Source organism: Paenibacillus sp. BK720, from assembly GCF_011761545.1.
Taxonomy (GTDB): Bacteria; Bacillota; Bacilli; order Paenibacillales; family Paenibacillaceae; genus Pristimantibacillus.
The window spans coordinates 1,340,159-1,351,423 of sequence record NZ_JAASRQ010000001.1; the positions used below are offsets into that span (position 1 = coordinate 1,340,159).

12 protein-coding genes are annotated in these 11,265 nt (G+C 49.0%); 7 read left to right on the forward strand and 5 right to left on the reverse strand.

Annotated elements, in window-relative coordinates; genetic code table 11:
• Positions 1-4: 4 nt before the first annotated feature.
• Positions 5-457, reverse strand: a complete 453-nt coding sequence (locus FHT67_RS06035) for a MarR family winged helix-turn-helix transcriptional regulator (RefSeq protein WP_132304863.1) — start codon at positions 455-457, stop codon at positions 5-7.
• A gap of 136 nt (positions 458-593) precedes the next feature.
• On the opposite strand from FHT67_RS06035, the gene pdaA reads away from it, so the two are divergent.
• Positions 594-1,388: a delta-lactam-biosynthetic de-N-acetylase gene (pdaA, locus tag FHT67_RS06040; protein WP_167196364.1), complete on the forward strand. Its 795-nt coding sequence runs from the start codon at positions 594-596 to the stop codon at positions 1,386-1,388.
• On the opposite strand, the gene FHT67_RS06045 is transcribed toward pdaA, so the two are convergent.
• Positions 1,385-2,482, reverse strand: coding sequence for a branched-chain amino acid aminotransferase (locus FHT67_RS06045; protein ID WP_132304867.1), 1,098 nt, complete (start codon positions 2,480-2,482; stop codon positions 1,385-1,387). The two genes, pdaA and FHT67_RS06045, sit on opposite strands and share 4 nt — an antisense overlap.
• A gap of 117 nt (positions 2,483-2,599) precedes the next feature.
• Here FHT67_RS06045 and FHT67_RS06050 point away from each other — a divergent pair, with 117 nt between their 5' ends.
• Complete coding sequence (locus FHT67_RS06050; RefSeq protein ID WP_167196366.1) at positions 2,600-3,490, forward strand: LysR family transcriptional regulator; 891 nt, start codon at positions 2,600-2,602, stop codon at positions 3,488-3,490.
• A gap of 36 nt (positions 3,491-3,526) precedes the next feature.
• On the opposite strand, the gene greA is transcribed toward FHT67_RS06050, so the two are convergent.
• Complete coding sequence (greA, locus tag FHT67_RS06055; protein WP_132304871.1) at positions 3,527-4,003, reverse strand: transcription elongation factor GreA; 477 nt, start codon at positions 4,001-4,003, stop codon at positions 3,527-3,529.
• Between the two features lie 343 nt (positions 4,004-4,346).
• Here greA and FHT67_RS06060 point away from each other — a divergent pair, with 343 nt between their 5' ends.
• The 3 genes from FHT67_RS06060 to FHT67_RS06070 all read left to right on the forward strand — a co-directional run bounded on the left by FHT67_RS06060 (position 4,347) and on the right by FHT67_RS06070 (position 7,427).
• The gene (locus tag FHT67_RS06060) at positions 4,347-6,305 is read left to right on the forward strand and encodes a methyl-accepting chemotaxis protein (protein WP_165930588.1); all 1,959 of its coding nucleotides are present in this window, start codon (positions 4,347-4,349) and stop codon (positions 6,303-6,305) included.
• 86 nt (positions 6,306-6,391) lie between these two features.
• Positions 6,392-6,814: a VOC family protein gene (locus FHT67_RS06065; RefSeq protein ID WP_132304875.1), complete on the forward strand. Its 423-nt coding sequence runs from the start codon at positions 6,392-6,394 to the stop codon at positions 6,812-6,814.
• A 91-nt stretch (positions 6,815-6,905) separates the two neighbouring features.
• Positions 6,906-7,427, forward strand: coding sequence for a GNAT family N-acetyltransferase (locus FHT67_RS06070; RefSeq protein ID WP_167196369.1), 522 nt, complete (start codon positions 6,906-6,908; stop codon positions 7,425-7,427).
• On the opposite strand, the gene FHT67_RS06075 is transcribed toward FHT67_RS06070, so the two are convergent.
• Complete coding sequence (locus FHT67_RS06075) at positions 7,424-7,954, reverse strand: GNAT family N-acetyltransferase (protein ID WP_167196371.1); 531 nt, start codon at positions 7,952-7,954, stop codon at positions 7,424-7,426. The two genes, FHT67_RS06070 and FHT67_RS06075, sit on opposite strands and share 4 nt — an antisense overlap.
• 137 nt (positions 7,955-8,091) lie before the next feature.
• Here FHT67_RS06075 and FHT67_RS06080 point away from each other — a divergent pair, with 137 nt between their 5' ends.
• Complete coding sequence (locus FHT67_RS06080) at positions 8,092-9,207, forward strand: DNA alkylation repair protein (protein ID WP_132304881.1); 1,116 nt, start codon at positions 8,092-8,094, stop codon at positions 9,205-9,207.
• A 170-nt stretch (positions 9,208-9,377) separates the two neighbouring features.
• Here FHT67_RS06080 and FHT67_RS06085 read toward each other — a convergent pair whose 3' ends face one another.
• The gene (locus FHT67_RS06085) at positions 9,378-9,809 is read right to left on the reverse strand and encodes a VOC family protein (RefSeq protein WP_132304883.1); all 432 of its coding nucleotides are present in this window, start codon (positions 9,807-9,809) and stop codon (positions 9,378-9,380) included.
• A gap of 188 nt (positions 9,810-9,997) precedes the next feature.
• Between FHT67_RS06085 and FHT67_RS06090 the strand changes: the two genes are divergently transcribed.
• On the forward strand, positions 9,998-11,263 hold the full coding sequence (locus FHT67_RS06090) for a class I SAM-dependent methyltransferase (RefSeq protein ID WP_167196374.1): 1,266 nt from the start codon (positions 9,998-10,000) through the stop codon (positions 11,261-11,263).
• Positions 11,264-11,265: the final 2 nt, after the last annotated feature.

The window sequence follows — 11,265 nt, forward strand, 5'->3', positions numbered from 1 at the left end:
CTCATTACTCCTTTTCTTGATCGATTAAGCCTTTTGCATGTTCATTTAATTTCTTCAGCAGGCTTGTCATTTGCTCATATTCCTCCGTAGACAAGACCTGCGCGATTTCGACCATCGTACTGTATTCAATCGGCTCGATGGCATCCGCCGTCGCGCGCCCTTGCTCGGTGATATAAACCTGGAAGGAACGTCGGTCATGCTCGCTGGCACGCTTTGTGACAAATCCTTTTGCTTCCAACGAATCGAGGATTCGGGTTGTTGTTGGCTTGTCTTTGCCCGCACGATCGGCAATTTCTTTCTGGATCAAGCCATCCTTCTCGCGGACACGGTAGAGTACCGCCCATTGTTCGGGTGTCAGCCCAAATTCCTTAATGCGGGCACTAAAGAAATTCGTCAGCTTCCGGTAAGTCGCTCCGAGCAGGAAGCCTATCGAATGATCCAATCCTTTCTGATGCATTTTCGATCACGCTCCAAATTAGTTGTCTTAACAACTATATGCCTGACAACTAATTTTGTCAATTCGAAAATAGTGGATTGGATACAGAGAATGAGGGGAAAATAAACGGACTACACATGGAGGAGCAGAAAGAAAAATGAAAAAACCATCAGCATGGATCCATACGTTATGGATTGCAGCCGTTTTATTCTTGCTGGTTGCGCAGCATCCGGCTGAAGCACAGCAGGGTCCGTTTCATTTTGGATTCAAGAAAAGCGTAGGCGGGCAGCTGCCGTCCATTAATGAAGAAGGCTTCAAGGATATTGTCATGAAGCACGGGGCGATTTTTCTCGGGGATACGACCAAGAAGGAACTATACATGACCTTCGATAACGGGTATGAGAACGGATATACCTCGAAGGTGCTTGACGTACTTAAGGAGAAACAGGTGCCCGCTATCTTTTTCGTGACGGGGCATTACGTGAAGGACCAGCCGGAGCTGATAAAACGAATGGTCAACGAGGGCCATCTGGTTGGCAACCATTCCTGGACCCACCCGGATATGACGCAAATCTCGTCGAGTCAGATCCGTACGGAGCTTGAGAAGGTAAGAGAGCAGGTTCAAGCTTTGACCGGTCAGCAGGCCATGACTTATTTGCGGCCGCCAAGAGGAATATTTAGCGATAACGTTCTTGCGGTAAGCAAGGATTCCGGATATACGAACGTGTTCTGGTCGGTCGCTTATAAGGATTGGGACGTCAATCAGCAAAAAGGAGCGGGCTTCGCCTTTAATCAAGTCGTCGCTCAGCTTCATCCCGGAGCGGTAATCCTGCTTCATACCGTATCCAAAGACAATGCCGCCGCGCTCGGCTCGATTATTGACGAAGCCCGCAAGCAAGGCTATGAATTTAAAAGTCTTGATCAAATGGCCGTTAAGACGTATGGCGATTAATTCGAAATAAGATGCTCGGAAGGTTCGAGAACAATGGACCAGCCGAACGGATCTTCTACAATACCCTTTTGAATACCGGTCAGCGTGTCGTACAGCTTTTGCGACAGCTCACCGGTATTTCCTTCGTTAATGACATAACGCGTACCTTTCCAAGACAGTTCCCCGATTGGAGAAATAACGGCGGCAGTACCCGTACCGAACGCTTCAAGAAGACGGCCTTCCTGATGGGCCGTAATAACCTCTTCAATGGACAGCTGTCTTTCTTCAACCGGCACGTTCATATGTTTGAGGAGGCGGATGATCGAATCGCGTGTAATACCGTCGAGAATACTTCCGTTCAGTGCAGGGGTTACAACCGTGCCGTCAATATTGAAGAACACGTTCATGCTGCCGACTTCCTCGATGTATTTGCGATGAACGCCGTCCAGCCACAAAACCTGGGATGCGCCTTGCGCGTAAGCCTCTTCTTGAGCTTTCAAGCTTGCCGCGTAGTTGCCGGCCGTCTTCGCGTTGCCCACGCCGCCGCGTACCGCGCGAACGTACTCCGATTCCACGTGAATTTTTACCGGATGAATGCCTTCCGCGTAGTAAGAACCAACTGGAGACATGATGATCATGAACATATATTGCGTCGACGCGTTAACGCCAAGCTGTGCTTCCGTCGCGATAACGAATGGGCGTACGTACAGGGAAGTTTCCGCGTCGGCAGGGATCCAGTCGCGGTCTGTCAGAATAAGCTGCTTCAAAGCTTCGAGTGCCAGTTCCTCGTCAACAGCAGGGATGCTGAGACGCGCGTTCGAACGGTTCAGACGCGCCATGTTCTGCTCCGGACGGAACAGACGGATTTTGCCGTCGCCGGTCAGGTAAGCTTTAAGGCCTTCAAAGATCGTTTGGCCATAATGGAATACTTTCGCCGCCGGATCAAGAGTAATCGGCTGATAAGGAACGATACGCGGGTTGTACCAGCCGCCCTTAGCTGCGTCATAGTCCAGAATGAACATATGATCCGTGTAATACTTGCCGAATCCAAGCTCGGATGCTTTGGGTTTTTGCTTTTTGTTAGTAGAAAGTTCTATGGTTATGGCCTTGTTCATCGTCTTTGATCTCTCCTTGTTGCTCATTTATAGTTGAATCGTACCATGCCAGCCGATATATTTAAAGTATCTGTTTTATCGCGAACACATACCGAAAAGGTATATTGGGGGCTGGCTATGGACATCCGACAGTTAAGGTACTTTTTGGCGATCGCCAAAGAAGGACAAATTACCAGGGCAGCAAAAGCGCTTAATATGGAGCAGCCGCCTCTAAGCCGTCAGCTGAAGCTGATGGAGGATGAATTAGGCGTAACGTTGTTCGACCGGAGCGGGAAGGGACTTAATCTCACGCATGCCGGCGAGCTTCTGCGGGACAAGGCGGAGAAGCTGCTGCAGGAGTTCAACGAGACCATTCATGAAGTGAAAGAGCTCGACGCGGGCTTGCACGGCATGCTGGCTATCGGTTCCGTTGTGTCCTGCATTTCGCTGCTGCCGCCGCCCATCGAGCAATTCCGCAGATTGTATCCGAATGTCACCTTCAAAATCTGGGAAGGCGATCACTTCATTCTAGGCAATCTGCTGGAGAAGCGGGATATCGAGCTCATTGTGGCGAGGCTGCCCTTTGAATCGACGCTGCATACGCAGCCTTATTCGGTCCTGCCGCTTCCTTCGGATCCGTACGTTGCCGTTCTTCCGGCTAGTTGGGTAGGCGACCCGGATAAAGATACGATGCTAATGAGCGAGCTTGCCGACATGCCCTTCCTGACCCTTAAGACAGACAAAACGATCGGGATGCATCATCGCGTGATGATTGAAGCGAGGGCGCATGGCTTTGAACCTAAGGTCATCTGCGAATGCTCCAGCGTCGCCATCATTGTTGCCCTGGTGGCAGCCGGTATCGGGGCGACGGTATTTCCGAAATCGGTCATGGCTTCTTTTCCGCTTCCTACAATAAAGATGCTCGCCATCTCGGATGCGGATTTTCAATCCGAGGTCGGCATTATCTGGCTGAAGGACCGGTACCTGTCGAAGAGTGCCCGGAACTTCATCCGTTTGTTCGAAGAATGAAAAAAAGGATGCAGCTCGTATGCTGCATCCTATTCTTTATCCGTTCGCTTTGATCTCGAGAAGCTCATATTTGATGACGCCGATTGGCGCATCCACGCTAATGACATCTCCAACGGATTTGCCCATAAGCGCCTGGCCCATCGGGCTCTCGTAAGAGATCTTGTTCTCGAATACGTCCGCTTCCGCAGGACCGACAAGGCGGTATTCGATTTTCTCCGCGACTTCAATGTCGTTCAGAACCACAATGGAGCCTACGCCAACTTTCGATGTGTCTTTCGAATTGGATACCCGGGCCGTCTTGAGCATTTTTTCCAGCTGCGCAATGCGGGTCTCCATGAAGGCTTGGTCGTCTTTCGCCGAATGGTATTCGCTGTTTTCCTTCAGGTCTCCATAGCTGATGGCTACCTTAAGACGATGCGCCAGCTCGGAGCGTTTGACCGTCTTCAGTTCCTCCAGCTCATCCTCCAATTTTTTAAGTCCTTCAGGGGTTAAAATGATTTCGTTTTGTGCCAAGCTCGACAACTCCTGCCATTGATTTTCATTGATTCGCTTCCTACATCTTACACTATCCATTAGGGAAAAGAAACTTGGGCGAAGCTCCCAGCAGGAATATAAAACTAACATATTTCTAACTAAAACGAAATCGAAAACTCAAATTTATAGTGTAGGATATGTCGTGCTGGCATCCCGTGAATATTTTTCAGAACGGACCTCGATCAACTTGAACAACTACCTTGGACAGAGGTCTTTTTGGCATGCCGCCGCCGACATTAATGAGAGGGAGTAAATGAGAGAAATGCTGAAGAAGAGGTTTAAACTACCCAGGTTATTTCAAACGCGGAAAATTGCTCACCGAATGTTGATCACGACGCTGATTATTGCGATTGCGATTGTAGCGTCCATGTCGACAGCATTATTTCTTGCGAACTCCTCTTTGTTCAAAAGCCAGATCAAGAAGGAGCTTGGGCAGCAGGCCGATGTCATTACCGCAAGGCTTGACGAGGAGCTGCAGTCGAAGGTTTCCAAGATCAATGCCCTGGCAGGGGTTGGACAATACTTTGGACAGGACGCCGTGAAGCACCAGGAATTGATTGAGCATTTTATGAAAGAAAATCCGGAGCTGATGTCCCCCGGCTATTCGCTGGACATGACGGGCAAGAACTTCGTCGTTGCGCAAACCGGAGACAAGATTGACGTCTCGGAACGGCCGTATTTCAAATCCTTGTCGGAAGGCCATTTAACGGTCAGCGACCCGCTGGTTAATAAAGTCGATCCATCCAAGGTATCCATTGTGATCGCTGCGCCGCTAAAACAGGATGGAAAGGCTTATGGCTTCTACATATTCGGTTATGAAATTAACAAAGCCGCTGCAATTGTAAGCGAGACAAAGGTCGGAAAAACCGGCTACGCCATTCTGTTGGACAGCAACGGGCTTGTTGTCAGTCATCCGAAGGCAGATTTGGTCATGAAGAAAACCGTCTACGATATGAACATGCCCGAAACGGTGAAGGCATTCGAAATGGCCAAGCAGGGCAAGGACACGAACTATTCCTATATTTTTAACGGGGAGAAAAAAATCGGCTATGCCGAAGCGACCCGCAACGGCTATGTCGTTCAATTATCCATTTCGGAGCGGGAAGCGATGCAGCCCGTTACGAACATGCTCTGGAAAACAATCGGAGTTGCTCTCGCGGTAACCCTTCTGGCTCTAATCGCAACCTATATATCGGCCAATCGGATGGCGAAGCCGATTGTCTACATATCGAATGTCATTAAAGTCCTCGCAAGCGGGGATTTAAGGCCGAGACTGGAAGTCAAAGCGAGAAATGAGCTTGGCCAGCTTGCGGACAATATGAACGAGATGCTCGATTCGTTCTCCGGCACGATCGGCAAAGTAAGCTTTGCGGCGGAGCAGCTGGCCGCTTCCTCCGAAGAGCTGACTGCCTCATCCATGGATTCCGTAGATATTTCAAGCCGTATCGGAGAAGCGATTCACAATGTGGCATCAGCCGGCGAGAGCCAAATGATCTCAGCCGAGCAAACCTCTACCGCCATGGAAGAGATGGCTTCCGGCGTGCAGCGGATTGCCGAATCCTCCTCGGTCGTTGCCGAAGCTTCGCAGTCCTCGCTTGAAGAGGTGCAGCTTGGCCAGGTTGCCGTTACCCACGCCGTCGAGCAGATGAAGCTCATTCACGCATCCGCAATCAAGTCTGCGGGCGAAGTAAGGGAATTGGAGCTGAAATCGAACCAGATCGGCAGCATTGTGTCGGTTATCCAAGAAATCACGAATCAAACGCAGCTGTTGTCGCTTAATGCATCTATCGAAGCTGCGCGGGCTGGGGAGCATGGCAGAGGTTTTGCCGTAGTTGCCAATGAAGTGAAAAAGCTGGCGGAGCAGTCGGCGCAATCCGCGTCCGAAATTACGGCGTTGATCCAGGAAGTACAGGGGACAACGATACGTGCCGCGCAAGCGATGAATCAAGGCGTTAACGATGCAGAGATTGGTTCGGAGTTAATTCATGAAGCTGGCGAAGTATTTGGACGCATGTCCGCAACATTCCAGGAAATCTCCAGCCAAATTCAAGAAGTGTCGGCAGCATCGGAGCAAATGTCCGCGGGTACGGAAGAGGTTACGGCGTCCATGACGGAGATCGTAACGATGACGCAAAACACGAATAACCACTCTCAAAATATTTCGCAAGGCGCCCAGAAGCAGCTCGCCTCCATGAAAGATATTTCGGCATCTGCCGAGGATCTGAGCCATATGGCGCAGCATTTGCAGGAAGTGCTGTCGAAATTCAAAACGAATCAATAGCTTTTGATTATTTATATCGAAAATGGTACAGTATGGAAGGATAGCCATCCAGCGATTTTATAATCGTCATACAAGGAGAGATCGAGATGTCAGTTGATGCTTATTTGAACTTTGACGGAAATTGCCGTGAAGCGGCGGAGTTTTATGCCGAAGTATTTGGATTGGACAAGCCGAAGCTGATGACATTTGGCGAAGTTCCTCCTAACCCGGAATATCCTTTGCCGGAAGAAGCGAAAAACCTGATCATGCACACGCGCCTGAACATCGGCGGAAGCAACGTGATGTTCTCCGATGTATTCCCGGGCATGCCGTTTACGGTTGGCAACAACATTACATTGGCATACGTCGAGGAAGATGAAGCCAAAATCCGTTCGGCCTTCGATCGTCTGAAAGTTGGCGGCAACATTGTGATGGAGCTGCAGGAGACGTTCTGGAGCAAGCTGTACGGTCAGGTGACCGACAAATTCGGTATTCAATGGCAATTCAATCTCGGAATTGGCGAATACTAATAGTCATCTAACAAAAATAGAAGGAACCGGTAGTCTGTTAGCGCAGGTGCTGGTTCCTTTTTTGCGCCGGGAAGGAGAATTTCACTGAGTCATGATTAAGAAGATGACGCATTCAAATAGAGCTGACTATTACAAATCGAACGAAAGCTTCCTTGTTTCCGGACGGATTATTCCGAGGTATGAAAAGGATGTTTGGACCTACACGGAAGAGGCTTTTACCGAACCTTACATGAAGCAATATGAACAGGAAGACATTGACGACTCGTACATGGAGGATGCTGAGAAGGCTGTTTTTCTCTTTTACGCGGATGATAGATGCATTGGACGGATTAAACTCCGTTCCAACTGGAACGGCTTTGCTCTTATCGAAGATATCGGGGTATCCGGCAGCTGGCGTCAGCAAGGCATCGGAACTCAATTGCTTGAAAAAGCCGTCGAGTGGGCGAAACAACATCATCAGATTGGGCTTATGCTCGAGACGCAGGACGTCAATTTGTCAGCTTGCCGTTTCTATGCCAGGAATAACTTTATCATCGGCGGAGTGGATACGATGCTATACTCCAAATTTTCGACAGCTCATGAGAAGGCTGTTTTTTGGTATCGCAAATTTTAAAGATGGTTTAACAAGGAGTAAATGTAAGTATCATGCGCCTTCCCGTATTGAACCATATAATCTCTCAAAATGCCTTCTTGTTGAAAGCCGAGCTTCGCAAGCAGACGACTCGAGGCCACGTTGTCCGTAAATACCACGGCGCCAATGCGGTTGAGCCCAAGCTCCCGAAATCCGTACCGCAGAACTGCGGAAATTGCTTCGGAGGCGTAACCATTCCTCCAGGATTCGGGAAGAAGCTCATATCCGATCTCTGCCCTTCTATGCTTGGGGGACCATAAATGAAAGCCGATGGTTCCGATGAGTCCCATTGTTCCCTTGCGTTCGATTCCCCAGCGTATGCCGCGCTTTTCCGCGTAGCCCGCTGCGAAATAATCGATAAGCGCTTGCGCTTGGTCCATGCGCTCCAACGCTTCTTGTCCGTAATATCGGGTAACCTGTTTGTTTGAAAAGCAAGCAAAGATATCTGCTATATCCCCGCCGGTGATCTCTCGTAAATGCAAGCGGTCCGTTTCTAAAACAGGAAACATGCCATTCCTCCCTCTCACCGGCGAACATGATCCGGATTGTGTTATTAGTCTGCTTATCACGCTTTGCAAAACAGGAACAAATGTTCTATAATGGACGTATGACTACGACAAAGAGATTATCGAAGAGAGGTACTCCATTGGCTGAGCCGTTAAAAGATATTTACGATGAAGCCTTCCTGCGGCAATTCGCGGATAAAGTGCTGGCCGCTTATCCGCGGTTTGCGAAAGAGGCTTTTGTAACCCAAGTTATGAATGATGAGTGGAACGATCTGGCGCTGAAGGGGAGGATCAGGAAAATCTCGACCGTGCTGGGCAGGCATTTGCCGGCGGATTACAGGGACGCGCTGGAAGTCTTGTATGCGATATGCGAGAAGTGCAGCGGATTTCCGTATCTGTTCTTCCCGGATTTTGTTGAGGTATACGGCGGAGCAGAGGAGCATTGGGACGTGTCCATGCAGGCTCTGGAGAGATTTACCTCGAAATCCTCGGCTGAATTCGCCGTACGCGTCTTTTTGCTTCGCGATCCGGAACGGATGATGAAACAAATGTTCACCTGGGCAAGCGACCCGGATGAACATGTTCGAAGATTGGCAAGCGAAGGCTGCAGGCCGCGTCTTCCATGGGGCCAAGCCCTTCCCGTCTTTAAGAAAGACCCAGCGCCGCTGCTTCCGGTGCTTGAATTGCTGAAGGCGGATCCTTCGCTTTATGTTCGCAAGAGCGTCGCCAATAATCTGAACGACATTACCAAGGATCACCCGGATGTTGTATTGGACATAGCCCGGAGATGGCAGGGAGAGCATCCGTACACGGATTGGATTATCCGTCACGCTTGCCGGAATCTGGTCCGCCAAGCCAATCCGGAGGCGCTGGCCATATTCGGATACGCCATGCCGGAAGACTCTGCTCCTATCGTTATCTCCGCAGACCTTCAGGCCCGGCCTTCCGTTCTGGAGATCGGCGACAGCTGCAGACTGGAATATGCCCTGCAAGTTCAAGAGGGCGAGCCGCTGCATCTTAGGATTGAATACGGAATAGATTTCGTGAAATCCGGAGGCAAAACCTCCCGTAAATTGTTTCTGTTATCGGATAAGACGGTGCCCGGCGGTTCAAAGCTATCCGGCAGCAGGGTTCACCGGTTCGCGGATTTATCCACCAGGCGTCATTATGCGGGAGAGCATCGCATCGTGCTGCTGGTGAACGGCGTTGAAACGGCGTCCGCAATGGTTGAGCTGCGACCGCAAACGGTTCAATAGTGAGTAGAAGAGCTATGCCGATGCCTCAAGCATTGGCTTAGCTCTTTATTTTGTATTGGTAAAAGGCAGCCGGGTATCTCTCCATGGTTAATCTCTCTCCAACCGGCACGAAGCCATGCCGTTCGTTAAAATTGACGCAGCGCGGCGGTCTTCGCAATTCCCCTATCCAGTTAGAACGAGATCATTGCGCCTCGCTCGTCAAATACGGCAGTGGGGTTCCACGCCACTTCCCACAGGTTGTTTTCCGGATCCGCAAAATACGCCGTACGCCCTCCCCAAAACGCATCGCTTGGTTCCCTTAAGACAGTTCCGCCAATCTCCCGGATTTGATCAATGATTGAATCTACTTGCGAGGGCTCGTCCACGTTAATGGCATATGAAACCGCGCGGTAGCTATTTCTGTCTTGCGAAAAAGTGATTCCGGCGTCTTTGGCTAGTTCTTCAATCGGGAATAGGGTCAAGATGACGCCAGCTGTCAGAAATGAAGCATAGTTATCTGAACTATGAGCGCCCTCCGCCCAACCGAGCTTCAGGTAGAAAGCGCGAAGCGCAGGCAAATCGTAAGCACCAATCGTTATCAGGCTGACACGTTGAGGGATCATAACACTTGTCCTCCTAAAATTTTTGGAATATTGATCCAATTATATCGTCTTAAAATCTGGAGTGGCAATAGAGAAATGCATAGAAGCTGCTCTTTTTGCCTGCGTCGTAATACTTTTGCCATGTTCGTTCACGGATAAATATGTAAAAATCCGAAATAGAAGCTGCTAAGAAAGAGGGGATGAACCATATGGCAATCGTTCAATTGAAATCTACAAATCCGCAATTTACTTATTTGATAAAGAAAAATCCAAGTTCCGGCATGCAAATCCGGTCCGTCCGGAAAGGGCTGGCCTATGGCTGGTATACCGACGAATCGGTCTACAACGTGTATTTCAAGGATGCGGATAACGAAGTGTCTTATAAAGAAAACGAGCAGGAGCAATTCGAATATTTGAATGTATCCCGATACCATACACCGCTTTTCCCGCTGAACGCGATTAATGAGTTTTTCTCGGCTCCGTACAAAAACCGGCACGAGCAGGATGCAGACGGTTATGAAAACACCTTTCATATCAACATGATTCATGTGGAATGGATCCGTTACATTGAAAGCTTCGAGAAACATATGAGGGATTGCCGCTTCGAACGCCAAATGTTATCCAACAAAAGCTATTCCTTAACGATTATTACGGATAAAAGCTTGTACCATCTGCTTCATGTGGTAAGCGTTTTATGCTTGTTCCTGGCGATGTCGGGCCATGAGTATATCGATCTTAATGACGAGATTCTTGACAAATATATTCAAAGCATTCAAGTCATTGACGCTCCTTTCTACATTCGCAGCTTATTCGCAAGAAACTTCCTGACATCCAAGACAAACTTCTGGAAATATAAAAAAGCTTTGGAGAGCACGGACCGCTATGCTATTGACTTCGATTTTGGCGGAACCGCCTTTCAGAGGAGAAATTATATCGGGAGTTGCCTTAAATTCGATAAATCGATTCTGGATGTAGGCTGCGGGGAAGGCTTTTACGCCATACCGTTCGCCAAAAAAATAGAAGGCTGCTATTATGCGGTCGACATTAATCAAGATTCACTTGCGACTGTTGAACGAAAGGCAAATGCGAAAGAACTGGATAATATCTCGCTTTACCCGTCGATTGAGCGTTTCCTTGCGGATTACAACGGAGAGCAGGTCGATATTATCATGACCGAAGTTATTGAGCATATGAGCAAGGATGAAGCCAAACAATTCATTCAAACGATTTGCGCGAATATCGATTTTGATCAATTTATTATTACTACGCCAAACGCTGATTTCAACCCTTACTACGAGCTTCAACACATGAGGCATGACGATCATAAATGGGAGATGGGGCAAGAGGAGTTCCGGCAGTGGTTCAGGGATGTCGTTCAAGAAATCAAATGGGAGGTTGAATTCATTGCCATCGGTGACGGCGTGAACAGCATCCGGACGACACAAGGCGTTATTTTGAAGAAAAGAGGGGCTTAAAC

Excerpts from the sequence above, each read along its gene's own strand:
- FHT67_RS06035 (WP_132304863.1), bottom strand. The coding sequence starts at position 457 with ATGCATCAGAAAGGATTGGATCATTCGATAGGCTTCCTGCTCGGAGCG.
- pdaA (WP_167196364.1), top strand. The coding sequence starts at position 594 with ATGAAAAAACCATCAGCATGGATCCATACGTTATGGATTGCAGCCGTT.
- FHT67_RS06045 (WP_132304867.1), bottom strand. The coding sequence starts at position 2,482 with ATGAACAAGGCCATAACCATAGAACTTTCTACTAACAAAAAGCAAAAA.
- FHT67_RS06050 (WP_167196366.1), top strand. The coding sequence starts at position 2,600 with ATGGACATCCGACAGTTAAGGTACTTTTTGGCGATCGCCAAAGAAGGA.
- FHT67_RS06060 (WP_165930588.1), top strand. The coding sequence starts at position 4,347 with ATGTTGATCACGACGCTGATTATTGCGATTGCGATTGTAGCGTCCATG.
- FHT67_RS06065 (WP_132304875.1), top strand. The coding sequence starts at position 6,392 with ATGTCAGTTGATGCTTATTTGAACTTTGACGGAAATTGCCGTGAAGCG.
- FHT67_RS06070 (WP_167196369.1), top strand. The coding sequence starts at position 6,906 with ATGATTAAGAAGATGACGCATTCAAATAGAGCTGACTATTACAAATCG.
- FHT67_RS06075 (WP_167196371.1), bottom strand. The coding sequence starts at position 7,954 with ATGTTTCCTGTTTTAGAAACGGACCGCTTGCATTTACGAGAGATCACC.
- FHT67_RS06085 (WP_132304883.1), bottom strand. The coding sequence starts at position 9,809 with ATGATCCCTCAACGTGTCAGCCTGATAACGATTGGTGCTTACGATTTG.
- FHT67_RS06090 (WP_167196374.1), top strand. The coding sequence starts at position 9,998 with ATGGCAATCGTTCAATTGAAATCTACAAATCCGCAATTTACTTATTTG.